The organism is Gracilibacillus sp. YIM 98692, from assembly GCF_010993965.1.
GTDB lineage: Bacteria > Bacillota > Bacilli > Bacillales > Amphibacillaceae > Gracilibacillus.
Genome location: NZ_WIXM01000021.1, coordinates 1 through 24,598 on the forward strand (window position 1 = coordinate 1; position 24,598 = coordinate 24,598).

The 24,598-nt window shown below is 37.3% G+C and carries 20 protein-coding genes and 2 riboswitches; of the genes, 15 read left to right on the plus strand and 5 right to left on the minus strand.

The genetic code is table 11. From position 1 onward, the window contains the following. Nucleotides 1-150: 150 nt before the first annotated feature. From GHD00_RS14925 to GHD00_RS14935, 3 genes are all read left to right on the plus strand, one after another. Entirely contained in the window at nt 151-828 is a 678-nt protein-coding gene (locus tag GHD00_RS14925) for a DUF7003 family protein (protein ID WP_163538963.1), read from the plus strand. A gap of 133 nt (nt 829-961) precedes the next feature. Beyond that, nucleotides 962-1,423: a hypothetical protein gene (locus GHD00_RS14930; RefSeq protein WP_163538964.1), complete on the plus strand. Its 462-nt coding sequence runs from the start codon at nt 962-964 to the stop codon at nt 1,421-1,423. 341 nt (nt 1,424-1,764) lie between these two features. After that, nucleotides 1,765-2,253, plus strand: a complete 489-nt coding sequence (locus GHD00_RS14935; RefSeq protein WP_163538965.1) for a hypothetical protein — start codon at nt 1,765-1,767, stop codon at nt 2,251-2,253. A 487-nt stretch (nt 2,254-2,740) separates the two neighbouring features. Here GHD00_RS14935 and GHD00_RS14940 read toward each other — a convergent pair whose 3' ends face one another. Continuing rightward, nucleotides 2,741-3,046 (minus strand): hypothetical protein, encoded by a 306-nt coding sequence (locus GHD00_RS14940; RefSeq protein ID WP_163538966.1) that lies wholly within the window; start codon nt 3,044-3,046, stop codon nt 2,741-2,743. Nucleotides 3,047-3,649: 603 nt separating this feature from the next. On the opposite strand from GHD00_RS14940, the gene GHD00_RS14945 reads away from it, so the two are divergent. From GHD00_RS14945 to GHD00_RS20955, 6 genes are all read left to right on the plus strand, one after another. Next, nucleotides 3,650-5,731 (plus strand): peptidoglycan D,D-transpeptidase FtsI family protein, encoded by a 2,082-nt coding sequence (locus tag GHD00_RS14945; RefSeq protein WP_240468720.1) that lies wholly within the window; start codon nt 3,650-3,652, stop codon nt 5,729-5,731. 277 nt (nt 5,732-6,008) lie between these two features. Further along, a riboswitch (SAM riboswitch) is annotated at nt 6,009-6,120 on the plus strand. A 107-nt stretch (nt 6,121-6,227) separates the two neighbouring features. Continuing rightward, nucleotides 6,228-7,277 carry a homocysteine S-methyltransferase family protein gene (locus GHD00_RS14955; RefSeq protein ID WP_163538967.1) on the plus strand — a complete coding sequence of 350 codons (1,050 nt, stop codon included), beginning with the start codon at nt 6,228-6,230 and terminating at the stop codon, nt 7,275-7,277. 191 nt (nt 7,278-7,468) lie between these two features. Further along, nucleotides 7,469-7,987, plus strand: a complete 519-nt coding sequence (locus GHD00_RS20950; RefSeq protein WP_205600775.1) for a CBO0543 family protein — start codon at nt 7,469-7,471, stop codon at nt 7,985-7,987. 133 nt (nt 7,988-8,120) lie between these two features. Continuing rightward, nucleotides 8,121-8,378 (plus strand): hypothetical protein, encoded by a 258-nt coding sequence (locus GHD00_RS14960; protein WP_346427656.1) that lies wholly within the window; start codon nt 8,121-8,123, stop codon nt 8,376-8,378. Between the two features lie 389 nt (nt 8,379-8,767). Further along, nucleotides 8,768-8,932: a hypothetical protein gene (locus tag GHD00_RS14965; RefSeq protein ID WP_163538968.1), complete on the plus strand. Its 165-nt coding sequence runs from the start codon at nt 8,768-8,770 to the stop codon at nt 8,930-8,932. A gap of 842 nt (nt 8,933-9,774) precedes the next feature. Next, complete coding sequence (locus tag GHD00_RS20955) at nt 9,775-10,626, plus strand: HYR domain-containing protein (protein ID WP_205600776.1); 852 nt, start codon at nt 9,775-9,777, stop codon at nt 10,624-10,626. A 104-nt stretch (nt 10,627-10,730) separates the two neighbouring features. Here the strand turns inward: GHD00_RS20955 and GHD00_RS14975 are convergent, their stop codons facing one another. Continuing rightward, on the minus strand, nt 10,731-11,435 hold the full coding sequence (locus GHD00_RS14975) for a BMQ_0737 family morphogenetic spore coat protein (protein WP_163538969.1): 705 nt from the start codon (nt 11,433-11,435) through the stop codon (nt 10,731-10,733). A gap of 294 nt (nt 11,436-11,729) precedes the next feature. On the opposite strand from GHD00_RS14975, the gene GHD00_RS14980 reads away from it, so the two are divergent. After that, on the plus strand, nt 11,730-15,314 hold the full coding sequence (locus tag GHD00_RS14980) for a DUF7948 domain-containing protein (RefSeq protein ID WP_163538970.1): 3,585 nt from the start codon (nt 11,730-11,732) through the stop codon (nt 15,312-15,314). A gap of 755 nt (nt 15,315-16,069) precedes the next feature. Here the strand turns inward: GHD00_RS14980 and GHD00_RS14985 are convergent. Next, nucleotides 16,070-16,273: a cold-shock protein gene (locus tag GHD00_RS14985; RefSeq protein WP_163538971.1), complete on the minus strand. Its 204-nt coding sequence runs from the start codon at nt 16,271-16,273 to the stop codon at nt 16,070-16,072. Nucleotides 16,274-16,822: 549 nt separating this feature from the next. Between GHD00_RS14985 and GHD00_RS14990 the strand changes: the two genes are divergently transcribed. Together GHD00_RS14990 and GHD00_RS14995 are read left to right on the plus strand one after the other, a co-directional pair. Then, nucleotides 16,823-17,083: a hypothetical protein gene (locus GHD00_RS14990; protein WP_163538972.1), complete on the plus strand. Its 261-nt coding sequence runs from the start codon at nt 16,823-16,825 to the stop codon at nt 17,081-17,083. A 28-nt stretch (nt 17,084-17,111) separates the two neighbouring features. Then, the gene (locus tag GHD00_RS14995; RefSeq protein WP_346427657.1) at nt 17,112-17,447 is read left to right on the plus strand and encodes a retropepsin-like aspartic protease; all 336 of its coding nucleotides are present in this window, start codon (nt 17,112-17,114) and stop codon (nt 17,445-17,447) included. A gap of 934 nt (nt 17,448-18,381) precedes the next feature. Here the strand turns inward: GHD00_RS14995 and GHD00_RS15000 are convergent. Both GHD00_RS15000 and GHD00_RS15005 read right to left on the minus strand, forming a co-directional pair. Continuing rightward, complete coding sequence (locus tag GHD00_RS15000; RefSeq protein ID WP_163538973.1) at nt 18,382-18,933, minus strand: CBO0543 family protein; 552 nt, start codon at nt 18,931-18,933, stop codon at nt 18,382-18,384. 47 nt (nt 18,934-18,980) lie between these two features. Continuing rightward, on the minus strand, nt 18,981-19,568 hold the full coding sequence (locus tag GHD00_RS15005; protein WP_163538974.1) for a CBO0543 family protein: 588 nt from the start codon (nt 19,566-19,568) through the stop codon (nt 18,981-18,983). Nucleotides 19,569-20,675: 1,107 nt separating this feature from the next. On the opposite strand from GHD00_RS15005, the gene GHD00_RS15010 reads away from it, so the two are divergent. From GHD00_RS15010 to GHD00_RS15020, 3 genes are all read left to right on the plus strand, one after another. Next, nucleotides 20,676-22,013: an ABC transporter substrate-binding protein gene (locus GHD00_RS15010; RefSeq protein WP_163538975.1), complete on the plus strand. Its 1,338-nt coding sequence runs from the start codon at nt 20,676-20,678 to the stop codon at nt 22,011-22,013. Between the two features lie 309 nt (nt 22,014-22,322). Further along, nucleotides 22,323-23,234: a carbohydrate ABC transporter permease gene (locus tag GHD00_RS15015; protein WP_163538976.1), complete on the plus strand. Its 912-nt coding sequence runs from the start codon at nt 22,323-22,325 to the stop codon at nt 23,232-23,234. Further along, on the plus strand, nt 23,231-24,043 hold the full coding sequence (locus GHD00_RS15020) for a carbohydrate ABC transporter permease (RefSeq protein ID WP_163538977.1): 813 nt from the start codon (nt 23,231-23,233) through the stop codon (nt 24,041-24,043). Before GHD00_RS15015 ends, GHD00_RS15020 begins: the two co-directional genes overlap by 4 nt. A 405-nt stretch (nt 24,044-24,448) precedes the next feature. Then, nucleotides 24,449-24,535: riboswitch (cyclic di-GMP riboswitch) on the plus strand. Nucleotides 24,536-24,598: the final 63 nt, after the last annotated feature.

The window sequence follows — 24,598 nt, forward strand, 5'->3', positions numbered from 1 at the left end:
AAATTTAAAAGGTCTGTTGGAATTTTATGTTAAAATATTATTGAGATAAAAGTTATTGTACTAACGAAGCAGTTTTCTTCAAGAAGGGTAGGTGAAAAATAGAACTATCATAAAAGCAATAAACGATTTAAAAATTAAAGGGATGATTATATGGAGTCTAAAAAAATTTTACAAATGTTAGACAATTATGCGTCAGAGTTTGAGTTTCCTGTATTAGATAATTATAACTTCGATTTGGCACAATGCAGACTTACTGTATTCAAGAAACAAGCAGAATGGTTAATTATCATAGAAATGGTAGGGGCTAGAAATGATGCCATAGAGAATGTCATTTATGCCTATGGTAACTGTATAAAACAAAACGGCATTATTATAAGTGTAGATAATTTGGTTTCTTTAGATAATGATGAGTGGTGGTACGATGATGATGGAAAATTGGTGTTAAATCCATTGCGTTTAAAGTTAAATATTCAACAAGAACAAATAGAGATTTCCCCCACAAAAGAGGATTATAAAAAATATGGTATTGAAATGGAGCCATTCAGTTTAACAAAACTAATTCGCTTCCTAAGTTCACAATACAGTGAAAAATTATGGCTGTCCACTCAGGAACTGTTAATGGAAGTAGGGATACAAAACAAAATGCCAATGTTTTTTCAAATAAAAGAGTGGGAACATCCAGACATTAGCCAAGGTCAGGTGCCAAGTGATTCCCCTTTCTTTCAACAATTATCCAATGCTATTGAAAATAATGATATCTCTTACATAAAGCTGAATAAGCCTAATACTCATTGGTCAAATTGGACTTGGAGTGATTTAGATACATAAGAAGAAATAACCGAGCGAGAGATAAATTGGTGCAAATCAATTGCTACTGATCTTTTTTGTAAAGGGTCTGGTTCCATGAAGTAAGAAATTCTAATACAGGGAAAATGATATAACATATAAAGGAGTAAGAGTTATGATTGGGGAATGGACGTTATTATTAATTATACTTGGTTCTATATGGTTTGGGATTTTCACAGTAACTCACCTCTTAATTTATACAATGTATTTTGGATTAATCTATCTTTTTACAAAGAAATTTTTGTTTCAGAATTCAATTATGTTTGGAAGTATTAAAAGATTGATTATTGCAAGAGCTATAATTTTCACATTATGTTCCTTTTTAGTAGAATTAATTGGTTGGATTTTTTATCAAAAAGACTTTAACACACGGCTAGATTGGTTTGTACTAAGTGGATTTTCTTACATCTATATAATTCTTATATTAGCCGTAGGATTTTATTTGTATGATTTTTTAACTACTGTTAAGAGCTTTACTTTATCTAATAAAGTTAAATTAGTAACACTATGTGCTCATGAATTAGCATTGTCGGTAGTAATAATAATTTTATCGTACCCAATGTATTGGGCTACATAAACCAGAATAGAAAAAGATATAGATAGTAATTAAGGTATTTTCTTATTGTGCTATAGGGTGCGATTGCTGAACAAGCAGCAGTCGCTATTTGGCTATTGGGCAGTAATGTGCATTCTTCTTCCTCGGTCTTATTACAGAAAATATTTGGGCTTTAATTATTTTTATTTCATTCGTATTAGCAGTGTTTATAACAGTTTTTATAAAGCAAGAATCCAGAATTGAAGAATTAGAAAAGAAGATGGAAGAGTTATTAAATAACAAAGAGGATTAAGGTATGCCTAATATTATAAACCATTGTACTTATATTAATGGTGGCAAGTGTTGAAAAAGGAGTTGTCGATGTGGCAGCTTTTATTTGGCTAAAGAAGCAGTTTAATAAAATAAAGGGAGGGAGTGGGATTTTGTTTAAGACTAATATAATAGAGTTCCTATTTAACGAAAATAAATATAGACTTGAAAAGTTTGTTCTTATGCTACTCTTTGGGTTTGTAGTTACATATGTATCAACCGTCTTTCGAATTTCACTATTTGTTATATTTATACCTGTTTTAATATTTTCATTGATAACATCTATAATTAAAATAATGTGGTATAACAAGAATATGAAAACAAGAGTAATAGATTGGATAGGAATAACACTATGTTTTATTGTTTTAATAGCATCGGTTTTTCTATATTTGAAAGAAGACAAATTGGAAAATGCTGTTTATGATGTGATTGAAGAAAAAGTAGGGAACAAATCTTTTACAATAGAATTTATTGACGAAATGGAGAGCGAAGAAAACTACTTTGTTGTTAGCTACACCATTGAAGGTGAAAACACTAAGTAAATGGTTTTTATTCGCTTAACTAAATAGATAACTTTTTTAAAGGTAACTGGATAAAAACTATAAGTGTCATTTTCATTGTATGTCTTATTGATTTGGTATTTATTCAGCTGTTAAGTACCAAGTTTATTAGATCTAGTCTTGATTTTGGCACTTATCACCGTTATAAGTGTCATTTTTGGTCGTGTGGTGATTCATTTTGGTACTTAATGGTGGTTTAAGTACTATTTTGACAAAATACTTTTTTATTTTGTCACTTAACCTTGTGATATGATCAACAGCCTGGTCAGTTAATAGAAAGCACATTGACAGGGAATTTAAGTCCCTTTCTTCAACACGAGGGATAAGTCCCCTTCTTTATTGAATAAATGTAATTATGCTAAAGGGCAGTAATGTGCAACAAGCAACTGTATTTTTATGGTGAAATTTTAAGCGGTGAGGAGGGAGAGCAATTGAGCAATAATACAAAATCAATATTATTAGGAGCGTTTTATTCTGTTTCCATATCTTTGGTTATATCTTTTGTAGGTAACTTAATGTTTTCCAATTGGATTTCATTTACCTTTTTTCTCATTATTTCTTTTGTACCTTCTATTATTGCATTTATTATTTTGAGGAAATTAAATTCCAAAAAAGGTAGTTTTATAATTGTGATATATAGTATTTTGTTAGGTTTTTTTGTTTCTTTTTCATCCCTGCTTTTATCTATATTTTTAGATGATATTTTCAATGAACAAATGTACTGGACTGTATCCTCTTTAGAAGGTTTTAAATGGTTTTTATCATTTTCATTCATTGGTTCAATTTTATTTATTCCAATTAGTTATTTGTTTCTGAGATTAAATTATAGGCTAACAGCTTAGCTTGAGTTGTTGCATTAACGGTTGCTATTCTTCGATAAACTAATGGGTGGGCGCGACAAGTCCTGTTATATATTAGGTTGGTAAAACGTTTTAAGTAGAATAGGGGGGGGCAATGAGTGAAAAACAACTTTATCCTTATTTCATAATGAATATTAGTGTGAATTTTATTCTTATACTAAATGTGTTTAGACCTATGGATATTTGGTGGTATTTATCTCTTATAGCCTTACTATTAAATCTTCCTGGAACGTTTGTGCTTCTAAGAATGTACAAGAAAGTATCAAAAGAATCGAATTTTCCAAAGTAAATAAAACAATTGCCATTGTTAAAGTAATAGGTGGCAAGAGTTAAACAAGGCGATCATTAAATTGATCGTCTTTTTTTTACAGTATAAATGGTCAGCGCGGATAGCCAGATTTTCTTTATAAAAAAATCAGAAAAAATGTGCTTAGAGGCAGGATTATACAATAACAGCATATATTGAAATAGGGTATTGATTTTGTTCGAATAGGTCCAAGTAATAAGGGGGAATAAAAATGAGATATAAAAAACAAGTAATGAAAAAATACAAAAAAAGAAAATCACAAATCTCTTTTCGATTAAATATATTATTTGTTTTGATTTTTATTTTATTTTCATTCTTAATTTTACAATTAGGTGTTATACAAATATTAAACGGAGAAGAAGCACAAAAAGAAATAGATGAAACAATTGATACTAATACGGAGTTGTCTGTTCCCAGAGGCACTATGTATGATCGATTTGGTAGAGTTATTCTTGAAAATCAAGCAGTTCGTTCCATAACTTATACGCCACCTAAATATGGAGATTCGGCAAAAAAACGATTAGAGATTGCCGAAAAACTCGCAAATTTTATTGAAATGGAAGAAAATTCAGAGGAACTAAAGAGGATAATAAATGAAAGAGACAAGAAAGAGTATTGGTATTTATTTCATTCAGAAGAAGCAGCTAAACGACTTTCTGATAAAGAGAAAGAGGACTTGGATAATGCTGAGCAATATCAAACCATGTTAGATAGAATAAAACCAGATGATTACAATGAATTCGACTGGAGCGATAAGAAATTATTAAATATTGTAGCAATTAAAAAAGAATTAGATCAGGCACATGAATTGTCACCACATATTATAAAAAATGAAAATGTAACGGTTGAGGAGTATGCTAAAGTAGCTAGTCATATGAGTGAGCTTCCAGGCATTGATGCTGCCATGGATTGGAAGAGAAAAGCTGTTAACGATGGTACTTTTCAAAACTTTATAGGTAGAATTGATAGTATTCCAGATGAAAATAGAGACTATTACTTAACACATGGGTATAATCTTAACGATCGTGTGGGAATAAGTGGCTTAGAGGAAGAATATGAAGAAGAACTTCGAGGAAGAAAAGAAAAAGTAAAATATACGGTTGACCAATCTGGTTCAGTTATCGGAATGGAAACTATTGTTGAAGGAAAACGTGGAAATGATCTTGTGTTAACAATAGATTTGGAATTACAGAAACAGGTTGATCAAATTGTTCAAGAAGAGTTAAAGTCGGCAATTGAAGCTTACCCAGTTAAAAATAAATATTTAGAGGATGCACTTGTGATCATGTTAAAACCTAAAACAGGTGAAATTTTAGCCATGTCAGGTGTGCATTATGATCATGAAAGCAATGAATATTCAGACGAATCATTTAGAGTTATATACGATCAGTATCAACCTGGTTCAGCTATTAAGGGAGCAACTGTGTTAGCGGGATTAGATTCTGGAGTGATTAATATTGGTACTACAATACATGATACTCCAGTTAAGATTGCAAGCACACCAGAAAAAAGTTCACATACGAACGATATTGGTATTATAAATGATCGTCAAGCGTTAGAAAAATCATCTAACGTTTATATGTTTCATATTGCACTCGATATAGCTGGAGCTACGTACCAGTACGGTGAACCATTAGCTAATTTCAATTATGAAGGTTTTCAAACGATGCGAAATTATTTTAATCAATTTGGTTTAGGCATTGAAACGGGAATTGATTTACCATACGAAAGTACTGGTGTAGTAGGTCGAAATCCACAACCTGGTAATTTATTGGACTTTGCAATAGGTCAGTACGACACCTATACAACATTACAGTTGGCGCAATATGTATCAACCATTGCGAACGATGGATATCGTATTCGCCCTCGTTTAGTAAAGGAAAGTCGCAAACCCGAACAAAAACATTTAGGAGCTGTAATAAAAAGTTTCAATGCTAATGTCATGAATAAGATATCAATGAATGACAAATTTATTGAGCGAGTACAGCAAGGATTTATAGATGTTTATAGTAAAGGCACAGCATCTTATCAATGGGGAGCAAAAGCAAGTGAATATAAAATGGCTGGGAAAACTGGTACAGCACAGAACAATATTTATAAAGATGGACAGTTAGAAGCTGAAACAGAAAATTTAATACTAGTCGGATATTCGCCTTACAACAACCCTGAAATTGCCTTTGCTGTAGTTGTACCAAAAAACGGATTAAAGACAGGAGCTCCGCATCATAATATCGGAAAGAGAATAATGGATGAGTACTACAATTCAAAAAAAGATGATGAAAAAATGGAGTAACTCAGACCTTTGGAGGTTTTATGACAATCATATCTAAACTTAGCATTATTGGTGTGATTACTTCAGCAACAACTGGTTCAGTTGGAGACAATAAATGGCTATTGCAACCCGTGAACAACTGGTAAATTTATAAACTGCGAAACTAATAGATTTTATGCAAGAGTCATTCCCCTGCTGGTTATTTCATAACATCTTCAGCAATAAAATTTTCAAAAAAGTAAAAAAAACAATTGACCATTGCTATATTGTATCTTATAATTTTTATTAAATTTCATAACTCTTATCATGAGTGGCTGAGGGACTAGGCCCTGTGAAGCCCGGCAACCTTTCAAACAGTGGTTTGAAAAGGTGCTACATCCTACAGACAGTTATTGTCTGAAAGATAAGAGGAGGATTTAGTTCGGTATATAAACCCTCTTCTTAGTGAAGAGGGTTTTTTTGTTTTTTGATCCTCTTGAAAAATAATAAGAAAATATATTAGGAAGGATGAACGTTAGTGAAACGAACATTAGAAGAACGTTTACAAGATGGACCAGTAATATGTGGAGAAGGTTATTTATTTGAATTGGAACGAAGAGGGTACTTACAAGCAGGATCTTTTGTACCGGAAGTAGCACTTGAAAATCCTCAAGCTTTGAAGCAGACATACCGTGACTATATGAATGCGGGATCAGATGTTGTGCTAGCCTTCACTTATAATGCTCATCGTGAAAAAATGCGTATCATAGGGAAAGAGGATCTTCTTGAACCTTTAAACCGCCAAGCTATTCGGTTGGCTAAAGAAGTAGCGGTAGAACACCCAACTGAGGAAGCACTTGTTGCAGGAAATATCTCCAACACCAATTTATTTGACCCAGAGGATGATGAATCCAAAGAGACTGTTCGCAATATGTTTGCTGAAATGATTAAATGGTGTAAAGAAGAAGGCGTAGATTTTGTTAATGGAGAAACATTTTATTATTATGAAGAAGCTAAAATTGCGTTAGAAGAAATTTCAAAGCAAGACTTGCCTGCAGTTATCACATTAGGGGTTATGGGAGAAAACGAATTACGTGACGGTTATTCAGTAGAAGAATCTTGTCGCTTACTTGAAGAACATGGTGCCCTAGTAGTAGGGATGAACTGCTTCCGCGGTCCTGATACTATGCAACCATATGTTGACAACATTCGAGAAGCATGTAAAGGATATGTGGCAGCACTTCCTGTTCCATACCGTACAACGGATGATCACCCAACGTTTTTCAATTTACCTGATGGCGGTTGCTCTTGTCACTTACCAACTGAAACAACATTCCCTACTTCATTAGACCCGCTATATTGCAATCGTTATGAAATAGCAAACTGGGCGAAAAAAGCATTTGATAGTGGAGTTAATTATTTCGGCTTATGCTGTGGAGCATCACCAAGCATGTTACGGGAAGTAGCCGAAACAGTTGGACGTGAAACCATCAACTCTAAGTATTCACCTGACATGGAAAAACACTTCTTATTCGGCAAAGACGAAACGTTAAAAAGTCATAACTTATCTTACAAGTATAAAGCATAGGTTAAAAGTTCGGTTGATTGATAATAAAACCCTGACACGCTGATGTGTCAGGGTTTTTGGCTCCTCTGTCAAAATGTGCACAAAAATATATTCATTTTCCCTACTATAATTTACTAAGAGAATGAAAAACGGATAAATGTATTTCCGATATTTGTATAAAATAGGAATCAGATAAACACGGAGTTGATTTCATGCATTTCATTCTAAATAGTTTGTTTCTAGGTGCGGGAATAATATGGGGTGACTGGAAGAACTGGTGGAAGTACCATTCGACCATTTTATTTTTATGGTTTGGAGACTTGCTTTATAACTTTCTTTGTTATGACTTGAAAATGTGGAAGTATAAAGAGAGTATATTTGCAGAAAGTCTTTTGTCCAACCATACGGTTATTTCGTTATTAATCATGTTTGTTACCTACCCAGCAACTGTTTTGATTTACCTGGGAAAATTCCCGAAGAAACATTTTAACAGTTTTATTTGGGTTATATTTTGGGTTACTATATATTCAGTAATTGAATATATAAATGTACAATATTTAGACTTAGTTTCTCATCACAATGGTTGGTCAATGGGATGGTCCATATTATTTAATTCCATAATGTTTCCAATGCTTAGGCTGCATTACAAAAAACCGATCATAGCTTTACTCACCTCTATTCCTATCATTTTATTTTTCGTTTTATATTTCAGTGTTCCGATAGGTAAATAAATTATATATGCTATTTTTATTTGTGTATCTAATACGATTGTGGAATTTCCTACAAGTATAGGTGTTGTTTTTTATACTAACCGAAATAAATTTACTTCCGAAGAGCTTATGAAATATATTTCGAATATGAATAGTGACAATTCCCGTATTTCAGTTTTCAATACCAGGAAAAGGGAAGTTTACACTAGTTCTTCAAGAAGAAGATGATCAATCAATAAAATTTGAAGCTGAAGAGAATCCTGAACTTAAACGGATGTTAAAAGAAAGTCAGGAACAGTATGAACATGGACATGGAATATCTACCACGGGTTTATTAAAATCACTTTCAAAAAAGAAGTTAAATGAAAATGATGTTTTTATTTTAGCTGTTCTTTTACCAGGTGAAAACTAAATATACATGTTACATTGATCACCAGGTTTCTTTTTTATAAACATATCTCAAGTCAGCTCAGGTCTTTCTTATACTGTATTTGCTGTTTCTGCTCAAACATCTGTTAGTGTTGGTTGAACAAGGTGTTGTTGATGTGGCAATTCCTTTCACTTATCTTACCTTGATGCACTTCTTTAAAACCACTTGCTGTTAAAAACACAAATTCCTTAAAGAATGAGTAAAAGAACTGGAAATGTATATATTAAAAAATGGTTTTTTCTGCTGAAAAGGCTAATAACATGGTTGAAGAAGAAAGATGCGGTTATGAGTATACAAGCTTAGATACAAATGACAACTGCTCTTTTAATACCTTCTACCACATCAATACATCTTGGAGGGAGCTAATGTAGATGGATAAAAAAAGGCGAGCTTTAACAGAAAAGAATGTGGCCCCGACGGTTAATGAAGAAGATTCCTATGGAGAAGATGCAACAAATGATGAGGTTCGTAAAGGCGAATCTACAAAAGTCACGCGACTCGTTTATGATGAGTATGATGCAAGCGAACCGGAATAAAGAAGATTATTTTTTAAAACATAACTGTATAAATCTGAGAAAAAAGTGGGTGCCCCAAGCGCAGGTGTTGGGACAACCACTTTTTCTATATTGGCGTCATTTCGTATAAAGAATTGCTTTATATATACTTTTCTTCCCAATCTCTATCAATAGCTACGCATGATAGGATACGATGATGTGAAAAACGAACCGATTGCAGCTATATCTGAGGATGATAGTTATTCGCTTAACTAAATAGATCACTAGGAGTAACTGGATAAAACGATAAGTGTCATTTTTATTGTATTTCTTATTGATTTGGTATTTATTCAGCTGTTAAGTACCAAGTTTATGAGATCTAGTCTTGATTTTGGCACTTATCACCGTTATAAGTGCCATTTTTGGTCGTATGGTTATTCATTTTGGTACTTAATGGTGGTTTAAGTACTATCTTGACAAAGTACTTTTTTATTTTGGTACTTAACCAGTAAAAGGGGGCGATTGTTCAGTTGGAACAGTCGCTTTTTGTGCTAAAGTGAAAGAAGAGTTGAAGGCTTAATTTTTCATTATAAGTTGTTTAATAAAGTTCCATTCCAACTTATAGATACCATGTAAAATGAGCTATTTGATCTTAGGTTAATAAATGGTCCCTTCATTAGCTTGATAATATTATTTTCACGATTGATTCTGACGAGCTATTTAGCATTAGTCTATACCGAATAACATTTCATTGAATAAAATAAAGAAAAGTTTTCATTCCAAATAATGAGATAGGCAATATAAAAATCGAACAGTAGACTTGATCATTCAACACATGTACCTAACTCTTACAAAATATTCATTTTATAAAAGGATGTGTTTTTTTGAGCCAATCCTCCATTTGTTCTGAAGAAGTGCAGAATCGTGAAGCATTAATCTTCGAAAACAACTGTACAAAAGTCGAGAACGTTCTCACGGTCCCAAAAATTATTTGTCCGGGTGAAACGTTCACTTTAGATATATTTATCAAGATCCAAGTATGCTGTTCACCAGGGAGCTTTGGATTAATAACTGTAGATGATTTAACAGGGGAGGTCAATGGTCCAGCAAGGATAACAGGTTTTGAGGCTACTGGAACCCCTGATTGCCAAACTGGATGCCCAAGCGGCTCAGTCAATGGTGCTATTTCACCAGATGGAAAACTAATTTTTCTTTCATTTAGTGATTTTTTTGTTGAGTGCTTCGGGTCCGGTGATGAAGATCTTGTAGAATCTAAGTGTTGTTTAGTACAGGTTCAGTTAGTAGCAGATGAATCTACTGGCAATGGCATTGAGCCAATTAATTTTGACGTAAGGGCTCATGGTTTTGCTGATTTATCTCCAGGCGCTGGTGGACCGTTTTCGAATGAATATAATCTAACTTCAACGATTGAAACTTCACTAGTTCCTTCCAACCATCCGTGTTGCCGGGAGAACCCGAATCCTTCCATCACTTGTCCTGACAATATCACTGTTAGAAATGATCCTCGAAAAAATGGTGCGATTGTCCACTATCCGGACCCTATAGTATCGGACGACTTTCCGGGAGTGACCTTTTCCTGTGAACCGGCATCAGGCTCTTTTTTTCCGATAGGGGAAACAACGGTCACATGTACTGCTACGAATGTTGGGGGTTTTACAGCGGAATGTACATTTATAGTGAGGGTGGTTGCTGATCCTTGTCGGTTGCTGTCTTGAAATAAAAATTAAAACAGGAAACCTGTCTATAGATGATATTTTTAATCCATCACAGATGGTTTCCTTTAAATTTTTTAGAATATTGATTACAAAACGCATAATTTTTAACCTGGGAATATGACCGGACATTGAGGTGGTAAATTATCCTGTGGACAACGATTATCGGTGATTAAGTCTGAACGTGGTTGACACATGTCTGCTGGTATCTCTATTGTTACGATGCTTTTGACTTGGACACTTTGACAGATGTTAATGGAAACATCAACTTGTTGGAATGTTTGCTCTCCTTCATTATCTAAGGTGCATGTAATATCTGCGTTACACTCAAAGTCGGTGATTTCACATTGTATAAAAGTGCCTGCCGGAGCACAAAGGAAAAACGTTTCTGCAACGGTAAATGGTTGTGGTACTGATGTGCAAGATTCCCCTCGAGCGTTTGTAATTCGAACGACAAAAAATCCCTTTTTTAATACGCTGACTTTTTGCAGTGTAATCGTTTCTCCTGTCGAAAGCCTCACATTTATATCTTCACGTCCATCAAATGATGTCATTTCTGAACATACGATCGATTCTGAGGGTAATTGATCAATATGGTTACCAGTTTCATCTGTTAGGAAACATTCCGCCGTTACTTGACCACCTGGAACTTGCTCATTTACTTGATCACAATTAAGATCGAGCGTTTCTAAACCAGAAAATCCAACAAAACTTTGATCTGGAATTTCAACTGATTGAACCACCCAATCATAGACTTTTGGAACCTTGATACAAATTGTTTCCTGTTTTCCTTTCATATCATAGAAATGCATACAAAAGACATCCTTTGAATTTTTTCTCTCTCCCTTATTTTATGCTGTTGTCTATGTATTGGTTATGATAATCACCTAAAAAGATTAGGAATTGCTGAACTTAAAACAACTATCATTTCTAAATGCTAAGGCTTTGCCGTTTAACCCGTTATGATTAGATATATCATTGGGGCTATTGCTTTTTCTAAGCAAATGAAAGGTTTGGAACTATTCTCTTATAGACTAGCAGCCCTACCTGATTGAAGGAGCAATACATATCTTAAAGTAAATACTGTAAGAAAGGGATATGGATGTATGTCGAATACAGATGAAAGCCAAAAGTTGACCGTAGATACATTTGAACGGATACCCACTTATTTTGTGCCGAATATTGGCCGGATGGAAGATGAGTTTATTTATTATTATATGCAAGGATCTGGATGTGCGGTCTATTTCACAACTGAAGAGATCCGCTTTTTGTTTTTGGAGACTCCCCCACGTACTAGAGAAGAAGGTCAGAGTCGTGAAGATAAATGTAATTTGGAAGAGCCAGCCAAAGAAGTTCAAGTATTTCGTATAGATTTTCGCTTCCTTCATGCAAATAAAGGAGTCAAACCTGAAGGAAGGGGAGAAATGTCTGGTAAAGTTAACTATTTCAAAGGAAATGATCCTTCAAAATGGCATACGAATATTTCTGTCTTTGATAAAGTAGTCTATCCTGACCTGTGGCCGGGGATTGATCTCGTATTTCGAGGGGAAAATGGCCAAATCAAGTATGAGTTTGTGGTGCATTCTGGTGCGAAAGTGGAAGATATTCAATTTACTTATGACGGGGCAAAAAATATAGATTTAGACGAGGAAGGAAATTTGTTGATTGATACTCTCCTCGGGCAGATGCGTGATGAACGGCCGGTTAGTTATCAGGAAAAGGATGGGCAACAGGTATATTTGGAGAGTTCCTTTCAACTGTTGCAGAATGGTAAAGGGGAAGATGTGATTCATTTTAAGATAGCGAATGATTATGATTCTCGCTATCCACTCATCATTGACCCCGGTCTTATTTATTCCACCTATCTTGGCGGAACCAGTGGAGACTCTGGCGCAAGTATTGCAGTAGATGCCCTGGGGAACGCCTATGTCACAGGGAGTACCAGCTCGTTGAATTTCCCCACAACCCCCGGCTCCTTTGATATTTCACTCAATGGAAGTTCTGATGCATTTGTCACAAAATTTAGTCAAGATGGAACCACTCTTATCTATTCCACCTATCTTGGTGGGACCAATAGTGACTCTGGCGCAGGTATTGCGGTAGATACCCTGGGGAACGCCTATGTCACAGGAGGTACTACTTCATCGAATTTCCCCACGACACCCGGAGCATTTGATACTTCGCTTAGCGGGAGTAGTAACGCTTTTGTTACGAAGCTTAATTCTACAGGATCCATGCTTGTTTATTCTACTTATCTAGGGGGAGGAGGAAGTTTTGGACTTGCTGAAAGGGGCACTTCTATAGATGTAGATCCCATAGGTAATGCCTATGTTGCAGGAGTTACACCCTCAAATATGTTCCCCACGACTCTTGGCGCTTTTCAGACCGTTTATGGGGGTTCTGTTTTTGACGCCTTTGTCACAAAGTTTAATCCAACAGGCTCAGCCCTCGTTTACTCCACGTACTTAGGTGGAACGGGAGGTGATGAAGGTAATGGTATTGCTGTTGATGCGGCAGGAAATGCTTATGTCACTGGTGAAACTACCTCTCCAAATTTCCCCACGACTCCGGGTGCCTTTGATACCACATTTAATGGGAGTTTCGATGCCTTTGTCACGAAGCTTAACCCTGCAGGCTCTGCGCTAGTCTATTCCACGTTCTTAGGGGGAACTGAATTAGATGAAGGTAATGGTATTGCTTTAGATAGTGACGGTAACGCCTATGTCACAGGGTTTACTAACTCTCCAAATTTCCCCACGACTCCTGGCGCCTTTGATACTTCTCTTAGTGGTAGTGACGCCTTTGTCACGAAGCTTAACTCTGCAGGCTCTGCGCTTATATATTCCACTTATCTAGGGGGATCCGGTGGTGAAAGAGGAAATTCTATTGCGGTGGATGCTGAGGGAAATACCTACGTAACGGGGTTAACCAGCTCAACCGATTTTCCGACGGAGAATCCTTTCCAACCAGCACTTGCAGGACTTAATGATGCATTTGTGACGAAGCTGAGTCCGGATGGATCTTCTCTCATCTACTCCTCCTACCTAGGAGGCGGAGGGTTAGATAATGGTAGAGGTATTGTAGTGGATGCCCTTGGAAACGCCTATGTTACTGGTGGTACTGACTCGCCGAGAGCTCGACCAATTGACCTCACGATAGGGGACTTTAACAATGATGAGATTCTCGATCTTGCGGTAGTTAATCAAGAAACGGATGATGTCTCGATCTTGTTGGGAAATGGGGACGGCACCTTCCAGGCTGCCATGAATTTCGGGGTAGGGAATGAGCCAACAGGTATCACAACGGGGGACTTTAACGGTAACGGAAACCTTGATCTTGCGGTGACCAATCAATTTTCTGATAATGTGTCGATCTTGTTAGGGAACGGGGACGGTACCTTCCAGGCTGCCATGAATTTTGGAGTGGGCAGTTCACCAACAGGTATCACGGCAGAGGACTTTAACGGTAACGGAAACCTTGATCTCGCGGTGGCTAATCAAGGTTCTGATGATGTCTCGATCTTGTTGGGAAATGGAGACGGCACCTTCCAGGCCCCTATGAACTTCGGAGTAGGGAGTGGTCCAAGAGGCATTACGACAGGGGACTTCAACGGTAACGGGGTCCTTGATCTCGCGGTGGCCAATCAAAGCTCCAATAATGTCTCGATCTTGCTAGGGAACGGGGACGGCACCTTCCAGGCCCCTATGAACTTCGGAGTAGGGAGTGGTCCAAGAGGCATTACGACAGGGGACTTTAACGGTAACGGGGTCCTCGACCTCGCAGTAACTAATCAAAGCTCCAATAATGTCTCGATCTTGCTAGGGAACGGGGACGGCACCTTCCAGGCCCCTATGAACTTCGGAGTAGGGAGTGGTCCAAGAGGCATTACGACAGGGGACTTTAATGGTAACGGAAACCTTGATCTAGCGGTAACCAATCAATTTACCGAGAATGTATCAGTCTTGTTGGGGAACGGAGACGGCACCTTCCAGGCTGCCATGAACTTTGGGGTTGGAGATATCCCGGTTGCCATCACGACAGAGGATTTCAACAGTGACTTGAACCTTGATCTCGCAGTAGTCAATCTAGGTTCAAGTAGTGTTTCGATCTTGCAAGGGAATGGGGATGGCTCCTTCCAGACTGCGAACAATTTCTCGGTAGGTGTTCCTTTTCCCACTGTGAATGCTTTTCAATCCACATTTGGAGGAGGTGGCGGGGATGCCTTTGTCACAAAAATCGGTCTCATTTGTCCAGATGATATCACGGTGAACAATGATGATGGTCAATGTGGAGCGATAGTCAGCTTTTCTTCTCCACTTGGTGCTATTTGTACGCCGGCTTCTGGGGCATTTTTTCAAGTAGGAACCACTGAAGTGATTTGTACAGAAGGAAATCAATCTTGTTCTTTCTTTATTACCGTCCTTGATAATGAACCGCCCACGATTACCTGTCCTGACAACATTACGGTTAGAAGTGATCCAAGAAGAAATGGTGCCATTGTCAATTATGCGAGTCCTACGGTAACCGACAACTGTCCTGGAGTTACCTTCTCTTGTACACCAGCCTCCGGTTCTTTTTTTCCTATAGGAGAGACACTTGTTACGTGTACTGCAACAGATGCTTCGGGTAATACAGCTGAATGTAAATTTATAGTGAGGGTGATTGCTGATCCTTGTAGGCTACTGTCTTGAAAATCCTAAAGCGAATCATTTTTACCACAATAAAGATACACCTCACCTAGTGAGTACCTAAAATTTAAACAGGAAACCTGTCTATAGATATTTGATTCATCATAGAAGGTTTCCTATATTATATATAGGAGATTTAGCAAAATACGTTTCCGATTTTCACCGAAATTTCAAATGACATAAATTAACCTATAGTTAAGGTCCCTGTCACTTCCCGTTTTTAGGTATACTTAAATGCGGAAGTCTTACAGAGGAATCTCTGTAAAATGTATGTAAGATTGTAAATTAATGAACTTAAAGTAACTGACAGGATAGTAGAAGACTGGATTTATAAATCGATTTTTAGAACTTTGTAACATAAATGGTTTGTATTCGCATAACTCAATAGATAAAGAGTAACTGGATAAAACGATAAGTGTCATTTTCATTGTATTTCTTATTGATTTGGTATTTATTCAGCTGTTAAGTACCAAGCTTATTAGTTCTAGTCTTGATTTTGGCACTTATCACCGTTATAAGTGCCATTTTTGGTCGTATGGTTATTCATTTTGGTACTTAATGGTGGTTTAAGTACTATTTTGACAAAGTACATTTTTACTTTGGTACTTAACCTTGTGATATTATCAACAGCAAACTTGAAAGAATAATATGGTGAGGTTTTTTGCTTGTGCCAAAAAACCTTCCTCTTAATTGTAAATACAGAGAGCATAAAAAAACAGGCCCCATATAAAGAGCCTGTTTGTATAAACGATTTAAGATTAAACAGCTTTTTGAACGTTAGCTGCTTGTGGTCCACGGTTACCTTCTTCGATATCGAAAGAAACGCCTTGACCTTCTTCAAGTGTTTTAAATCCTTCGCCTTGAATAGCAGAGAAGTGTACGAATACATCGTCTTGCCCTTCTACTTCGATAAATCCAAAACCTTTGTCTGCGTTAAACCATTTAACTGTACCATTTTCCATTTTTGTTGCCTCCTTGTGCGTTACCACACATTGTATTACTATCCTTGCCCAAAGTATCATCAAGACGAAAAGTACATATTCATACTATTCTTTCCACCGAACAAAAATAATTCTTCTTAATCATAGCAGGAAACTGGAGAAATTGCAAATTTTTGATGTAATTAACTAAAATTGCAAAAATCCCATAAAGAAAAGAAGCGCAATCATGCCATACACAGAAATACGCACCCTTCCAAGTTATATGCAGTGTCAGAAACAGATTAGCAATTTACATACGATGTGAAAGAGAATAAAACAAATTATTTTTTCAGCAAATTGGAGTATAATAAAAGCAAAAAATTCATAAAATATAAATGACCGCTAAGGTGATGGTCACATCTTAACGGTCACAAGTAGATTGCCCATAAAGTGGGAATCCTTCATAAGTAGTTTTTGGTACGGTCACCCTAATTAGATAGGGTGGCCTTTACTTATATTTGTGCGTAATTATATGGTAGAAGTAAAGAACAATGATATAATAAGGATATAAAAGAAGGGGCGGTGAAAGGTATGAAGTGGTCTGAGGTTAGACAATTGTACCCAAGTCAATTTGTCAAATTAAAAGTGTTATCGTCTCATATTGAAAATGATCAAGAATTTATTGAAGATATTGCGGTTATAAAACCTATATCTGATAAACTAGCAACAAAGGAATTGTTAAGATCAAAAGGTGATGAGTTGGTGTATCATACGGTTCATGAAAATATTGTGCTTGAAGTTCGCCAAGATGTAGGTTTAAGGAGATTCGACTATAATGAAAATCAGGCATAGATAAGGATTGCTTTTAGTAGATATAACCTTGGTATTTAACGGAAAAAGTAAAGTGATTGAGAATATGGTGCTAGATACAGGAGCTGCTAGAACTCTTATAAGTCAAAATGTTGTTGAAGATATTGGTCTACAGGTTGATTTACATGATAGAATTGTCACCTATTTTGGTGTTGGTGGCAAAGAACATGCCTTTAGAAAACAAGTGGATCAAATTCAAATCAGCGGTTTTACTGTTGATGAAATTGAGATAGATTTTAATGATTTTGGTTATGACGACATTAACGGATTGCTTGGATTAGGTTTGCTAATGAGAGCAGGATTTACAATAGATTTATTGCATTTACAAATGGACAGGACCATCTAGAGGGAACTTCTATTTTTTAGGTCTTTTCCGTCCTAACAAGTCATTATATGAAATAATTCGTGCCGTTCGACAAGTTCTTTTATAAGCGTTTTGTAGCGCGAAATGAAGGGAATTCGTTTTGATAGATTCCAACTTGAATTAAAGTCCCTGTCACTTCCCGGTTAAATGAGTAAATACACTTTTTCACTATTTGGCAGGAATGCAGAAGACGTGATTTATAAATCGATTTTTAGAACTTTGTAACATAAATGGTTTGTATTTTCTTAACTTAATAGATAACTTTTTAGGGGTAACTGGTGATAAGTGTCATTTTCATTGTATTTCTTATTGATTTCGTTTTTATTCAGCTGTTAAGTACCCAGTTTATTAGATCTAGTCTTGATTTTGGCACTTATCACCGTTATAAGTGTCATTTTTGGTCGTGTGGTTATTAATTTCGGTACTTAATGGTGGTTTAAGTACTATTTGGACCAAGTACTTTTTTATTTCCGTATAGGAAAGCATAAATTGTTAGCAAGGAAGCAATTTCGACGTAGTGGACAATTTTAGGAATATAGATAAGGGCAACTACGTCTCTGACTTCACCAAAGGCTCGTCAATTGACGAGTTTTCTTTACACTATCAGAATTTATAAATGTTTTAAGGTTGATAGTATAAGTAAAACTAAGGCTTTCGCCATTCAGACTTGGCGATAAGCCAAGTTTTTCTTTATGGCACTTAACCTTGTGATATGATCAAAAGCTTGATCAGTTAATTGAAAACACATGAACAGGGAATTTAAGTCCTTTTCTTCAATAAGAATGATAAGTACCCTTCTTTATTGATTGGTTGCTTCTTCCATTATGTTCCATATATTTTCTGTATTTGAATATGTAACCCTTGGTGATTTTATACGGGAGCTTTATGTTAGAAAAAAATTAAGAAAAAATGAACTTCAGTGTTTATCAGCCTTAAGAAGCATACCCAATATCCCCTTCATCATTACTCCAAGCGCTATATAAATAATGAAAGAATAAAAGGAGTTCCATTGAATATATTCATAAATGTTTAACCAATGCAGTAAATTTTCAATCACAAAAGCTAAGACTACCGCGACTACAACATTTGCAACAATATATGACTTCCAAGTTGTGAAATATTGATAGACCAACATATAAATAATGGGAAGTGTCGTATATGTTGATGTAAAGAAAGATGGTGAAAGTGGCGTTAAACTGATTGGATACGCAGTTAAACCATATTGAACCGTAACTGTGTCTATAAATGTACTAAAAGTGATGGTTAAACCGCCTATAGTCAAAATTTCAAACAAACGTGTTCTGTCTAATAATTTCCAAGCTGCGTAGATTAACACAACATTAAACAATAATATAATCCACCAACCTAAAGAAAGAAAATTATCGTTTATCCAATAGGACAAGTATTCTTCACGGAATGTTTCGCGAATATTTAATGTTTCCTTCCAGGAAGAGTGTTGATTATTCATATGCTCACCTCGTTATTAGTTGAAAATATTTATAGCTCCATCTTCCATTATTTAGATGAATGTTCACTTTGCTTTTTTCTCATAAGTAAAAAAACACTTGTCACTAATTTTGAGAGAGAAAATGTTCCTATAAAGATCAAGAACCAGTGAAAATAATTAATTCCTTTATTCAATTCTAATAAATTAAGGCTAACTAATAATGGATTCAATGCGAATGAGAGAATGGCAGATGTCAGCAAGGAATACAGATAGAAATTTTTATTTTGATTGATGGTCCATTGATAAACCAACATAAAGACAACAGGAATTAATGCAGAATTAAATGAGAAATTACCTGGTGTATAAGGAATGACCATATAAGGATAGCTCCACATTCCTAACCTGGCGCCAATAAGGTCGATATAGGTAAAGCAAAGATGAACGCTAAATCCATAAAACCCGATGAGAAATATTTTGCTCCTATCAATCGTGAAATATAGTGCAATTAAGGGAATGACAAGAAACATTATAAGAATCGCCCAAAATTGCCATGTTCCCATATTAGAATAGGCTGTCCAGTATTCTGTAAGGGCTTGAGTTGCTTCTTCCTGTTTTGATGTTAGTTCATTCAATAGGTTTAATTGTTTTTCTTTCACTCGAATAACCTCCGAACAAAGATTTTATGCCATTTAATTTAACCATAAATAGACATATACATTCCATCCAGAATGGATTTTGCCAAAAGAACTCTTAAATAAAATCCTATACCTGCTCCCATGACTTAGTTAAGGTCTCTGTCACCTCCCGGTTAGTGTCATTTTCATTGTATTTCTTATTGATTTCGTTTTTATTCGGCTGTTAAGTACCAAGTTTATTAGATCTAGTCTTGATTTTGGCACTTATCACCGTTATAAGTGTCATTTTTGGTCGTGTGGTTATTAATTTCGGTACTTAATGGTGGTTTAAGTACTATTTTGACAAAGTGCTTTTTTATTTTGGTACTTAACCTTGTGATATGATCAACAGCTTGGTCAGTTAATATCAAATTAATAAAATAGGGTAACTATGTTCTTTATGCTTGGTTGGAAATGGTGGTAAGTTAGCAATATACAACCGATGTGAAAGAAAAAATTTTTTTAGCATATTGGAGTATAATAAAAGCAAAAAATTCATAAAGTATAAATGACCGCCAAGGTGATGGTCACACCTTAACGGTCACAAGTAGATTGCCCATAAAGTGGGAATCCTTCATAAGTAGTTTTTGGTTCGGCCACCCTAATAAAGCATCTGCTTAGATAGGGTGGCCTTTACTTATCTTTGTACGTAAAGAAAATATTTATCTGTAACCTATCCATAAAATGTTTCAAAATAAAAAAGCCTCCTTCAGAAAAAAGGAGACTATTTTTGTATATGCTTCTTGATAAACTCTTTCATTGCTCAACGTGTTTCCTCTATTTCCTTTTCAAACTCATGAGGGTAAGCATAAATGTCATTTTGATTCCTTATCTATATACTGCGCTGTTTCTTCTAAGATATCTTCTTCTTTGTTTGTGTCATCATGTTTTGGCATGATAGCACTCTCCTTACTCTAAGTAAAAACCATCACCTTCTTATCACAATCTTGTTTACAAACCCCAACCTTAAAAAAATGAAGATAATCTGAAGATTGTACAGAAAATCACCGCCCAAAAATCACAAGAAAGCGATTACTATATATGTAAGCGCTTCTGGTAAGCGTAATCATTTATAGGGGGTTTATATATATGTGGAAAAAAGCACTCACATTACTGATGTTAGTCCTGCTATTTGCACTCGCAGCATGTGGATCGGACGACGATACTTCAGGCGAAACAGAAACAGATAACGAAACAGAAAATACAGAAGAAGAAAACACAGAAAACGAAGGGGAAGAAGCATCAGAAGGAAGCGGCGGCAAAGTCGAAATCTTCAGTTGGTGGACAGGTGCAGGAGAAGAAGACGGACTACTCGCACTCATTGACTTATTCCAAGAAAAACACCCAGATATTGAAGTAGAAAATGCAGCTGTATCAGGCGGTGCCGGTACCAACGCCAAAGCCGTACTGGCAGCAAGAATGCAAGGGAATGACCCGCCATCCACTTTCCAAGTACACGGCGGCGCGGAACTTAACGAAAGCTGGGTAGCAGCAGACATGATGGAACCACTCAACGACTTTTATGAAGAGTACGACTTAACCGACAAATTCCCAGAAGAACTCATCGACCTAGTCAGCAAAGACGGCAACATTTATTCTGTCCCAGTCAACATCCATAGAGGAAACGTGATGTTCTACAACAAAGCGGTTTTCGAAGAACATAACATCGAAGAGCCAACCACATTAGACGAATTCGTCCAAGTATTAGACGAACTACAAGCAGCAGGCGTTACCCCATTAGCCTTAGGGGACAAAGAAGCATGGACCGCAACACAAATCTTTGAAAACTTATTACTCGCAACCCTTGGCTCAGACGATTACAAAGCACTATGGGCAGGCGAAGTAGGCTTTGACGATGAGCGTGTTCGTGAAGCGGCAGAATACTTCCAGCAAATCCTAGGCTATGTCAACGAAGATCACGCATCCCGTAACTGGCAAGATGCATCCCAACTAGTCGGAGAAGGTGAAGCAGCGATGACTAACATGGGCGACTGGGCAAAAGGCTACTTCTCTAACGATTTAGATCTTGAAACAAATGAAGACTTCGGTTACTTCCCATTCCCAGGGACAACAGAAGACTTCATGGTGATCACCGATACATTCGGCTTGCCTAAAGGAGTAGAGAACCCAGACGCGGTCAAAGAATTTTTAAACGTACTTGGATCAAAAGAAGGCCAAGATACATTCAACCCATTAAAAGGTTCGATCCCAGCACGAGTGGATGCAGACCCATCCAAATATGACGAGTACGGAACAGATACAATGGAAGACTTCCAATCTGCTAACCTAGCACCAAGCTTAGCACACGGTTCAGCAGCAGCGGAAGGCTTCGTCACCAAAGCAAACCAAGAAGTAAACATCTTCGTCACACAACAAAATATCGATCAATTTATCCAAAAACTACAACAAGCAGCAGGAGAACTTTAATAAAGAGACTTTGGCTCGCAAACCCTGCGAGCCAAACTCATTCCTGCCGATTATCACAATCACAAAGCGAACTTTGTCGAAGGTTGTTTTCTAAAACATTTCGGTAAAAACATTCATTAGTTCGGGAGAGCGGCAGGCGGCGACTCCTGCGGGAAAAGCATGAGTCCGAAGACCCCGCAGAGCGATATGAGCTCGAGGAGACTGAGGCCATGCCCGTGGAAAGCGTCCGCCTAAAGCGAACCCGAACGGTGGCAAAAGCACACGTACAAACACAAACATAACCGTATCTCTTGAAGGGAGGACAATCTCATGCGAATCACCAAAGACCAACTCATGGCACTCCTGTTTTTAACGCCATCATTCATCCTTATTTGCATATTCGTCTACGGATTCATCGGCTGGACAGGATGGGTGTCTCTTAGTAACTGGAACTCCCTCGTGCCAGACATGTCATTCGCAGGACTCAAAAACTATCTCTATTTATTCGCCGATTACCGATTCCAAGCCGACCTACGAAACACCGTCTTTTTCACGATCCTATTCATCGGCTTTGTGATCATCATGGGGCTCAGCCTCGCCATCTTACTCGACCAAAAAGTACTCGGAAAATCGATATTCCGAAACATCTTCCTATTCCCAATGGCGCTCTCATTCGTCGTTACAGGGGTCGTATGGCAATGGCTGCTCAACCCATCGACCGGATTCAACGAATTCTTAAAAATATTCGGCTGGGAACCCAAATGGTACACCGACACCAACATCCTATTCGGATTCCAATGGGGCAGCATCGAATTCGGCCTGCCCGTTGCCATGATCGCCGTCGTGATCGCAGCCGTCTGGCAAATGACCGGCTTCTCACTCGCTATGTATATCGCAGGCCTAACCGGCATCCCAGAAGAGCTGAGAGAAGCAGCACGCATTGACGGCGCAAGTGAACTGCAGATTTATCGAAAAGTGATTCTGCCAATGCTCACACCAATCACCGTCAGCGTTGTGATCATCATGGCACACATCTCACTCAAAATATTTGACCTAATCTACGCGATGACAGGATCAGGCGCCAACTATGTCACCGACGTACCAGGTGTCTATATGTTCGAAACCACCTTCCGCGGCAACTATTACGCCAACGGAGCAGCCATCGCGATTATCATGCTACTACTCGTAGCCGTATTCATCGTGCCATACTTAATTAACAGCAGAAGGGGGGCTTCCTCATGATAGCAAGATCCATCATCAAATATACGATCGCCATCGCAGTCGCCATCTTTTTCTTACTGCCCATCTATGTCATCGTCATCACAAGCTTAAAACCATTGGACGAAGTATCCTTATCGCAAATGTGGGCACTGCCAACAGCGATCGATTTCTCAAGCTATACCGAAGCCTTCAGCGAACTCGCACCCAACTTCATGAACAGCCTGTACCTGGTCATCCCAGCAACACTGCTGTCCGCGATACTTGGGGCCATGAACGGCTACGTGTTATCCAAATGGAAATTCAAAGGATCTGAAATCATCTTTACCATGATCCTATTCGGGATGTTTATTCCATACCAAAGTATTCTCATCCCATTAATCCAATTTCTAAACCAAATCAACCTGTACAACTCGATAGCAGGACTCGTCTTCACCCACGTCGTCTACGGCCTGCCGATCACCACCCTCATGTTCCGTAACTTCTACGCGAACATCCCAGACTCGATGATCGAAGCAGCCCAAGTCGACGGCGCCAGCTTTCTCGGCATCTTCAGACGAGTCATCCTGCCACTATCGATCACCGGATTCGTCGTTGTTGCCATCTGGCAATTCACCAACATCTGGAACGAATTCCTATTCGCCGTCACGATCACCAACTCCGGATCTCAGCCAGTCATGGTCGCCCTGCAAAACCTATCCGGAAGCCAGATCGTCCAGTGGAACGTCCAAATGGCAGGCGCCCTGCTCGCAGCCATGCCAACACTGCTCGTCTATATCCTACTAGGCAAATACTTCGTCCGCGGCCTCCTCGCAGGCTCCGTCAAAGGATAGAAGCAAATAAAGAGGATCTAGCCACAAGCTAGATCCTTTTTTAATATCTTTTAGTAAAAAGTGAGCAAAAACACTCAACAACTGCTCCTAATAATCGTCGCCAGAGCACCTAAACCAAAAGACATAGAACAGAATCCCGGACGCAAGACTATATAACCGAACAACAAACTACTTTAAACCTATCCGAAAACTATGAAATCCTTATCATGAGAACCGGCGAACATGTTCTAATAGATCATATTACCTATAAATAATCATACAAAATACCTTAATAATCGCCAAAATTCGATCAAAAATCATAACTTAAGAACCAAAATATCGGGAGTTTCCGAATTGTGTTGCGGAAGTGTTACAGACTCGGTATCATAGTTAGTAAGGCAAAATTACATAGTGCATCATTTTAGAAATAGAAAATGGCAAACTATTTGAAAGAATAGGACGCAAAGTTGAGGGTCTAAGGATGGAACAATCTAGGACAGCCTGACTACCTATTAGAAACTAATAAAAGGCTATTTCTATGGACTTTTGATGACTTAGAAATAGCCTTTTATTCAT

Bases quoted from the DNA above. Each gene is read 5' to 3' on its own strand.
- GHD00_RS20950 (WP_205600775.1), top strand. From the start codon at position 7,469: ATGCATTTCATTCTAAATAGTTTGTTTCTAGGTGCGGGAATAATATGG.
- GHD00_RS14940 (WP_163538966.1), bottom strand. From the start codon at position 3,046: ATGAATGAAAATGATAAAAACCATTTAAAACCTTCTAAAGAGGATACA.
- GHD00_RS14990 (WP_163538972.1), top strand. From the start codon at position 16,823: ATGAAGTGGTCTGAGGTTAGACAATTGTACCCAAGTCAATTTGTCAAA.
- GHD00_RS15020 (WP_163538977.1), top strand. From the start codon at position 23,231: ATGATAGCAAGATCCATCATCAAATATACGATCGCCATCGCAGTCGCC.
- GHD00_RS14980 (WP_163538970.1), top strand. From the start codon at position 11,730: ATGTCGAATACAGATGAAAGCCAAAAGTTGACCGTAGATACATTTGAA.
- GHD00_RS14930 (WP_163538964.1), top strand. From the start codon at position 962: ATGATTGGGGAATGGACGTTATTATTAATTATACTTGGTTCTATATGG.
- GHD00_RS14925 (WP_163538963.1), top strand. From the start codon at position 151: ATGGAGTCTAAAAAAATTTTACAAATGTTAGACAATTATGCGTCAGAG.
- GHD00_RS14985 (WP_163538971.1), bottom strand. From the start codon at position 16,273: ATGGAAAATGGTACAGTTAAATGGTTTAACGCAGACAAAGGTTTTGGA.
- GHD00_RS14975 (WP_163538969.1), bottom strand. From the start codon at position 11,435: ATGCATTTCTATGATATGAAAGGAAAACAGGAAACAATTTGTATCAAG.
- GHD00_RS14965 (WP_163538968.1), top strand. From the start codon at position 8,768: ATGGATAAAAAAAGGCGAGCTTTAACAGAAAAGAATGTGGCCCCGACG.
- GHD00_RS15015 (WP_163538976.1), top strand. From the start codon at position 22,323: ATGCGAATCACCAAAGACCAACTCATGGCACTCCTGTTTTTAACGCCA.
- GHD00_RS15000 (WP_163538973.1), bottom strand. From the start codon at position 18,933: ATGAATAATCAACACTCTTCCTGGAAGGAAACATTAAATATTCGCGAA.
- GHD00_RS15010 (WP_163538975.1), top strand. From the start codon at position 20,676: ATGTGGAAAAAAGCACTCACATTACTGATGTTAGTCCTGCTATTTGCA.
- GHD00_RS14945 (WP_240468720.1), top strand. From the start codon at position 3,650: ATGAGATATAAAAAACAAGTAATGAAAAAATACAAAAAAAGAAAATCA.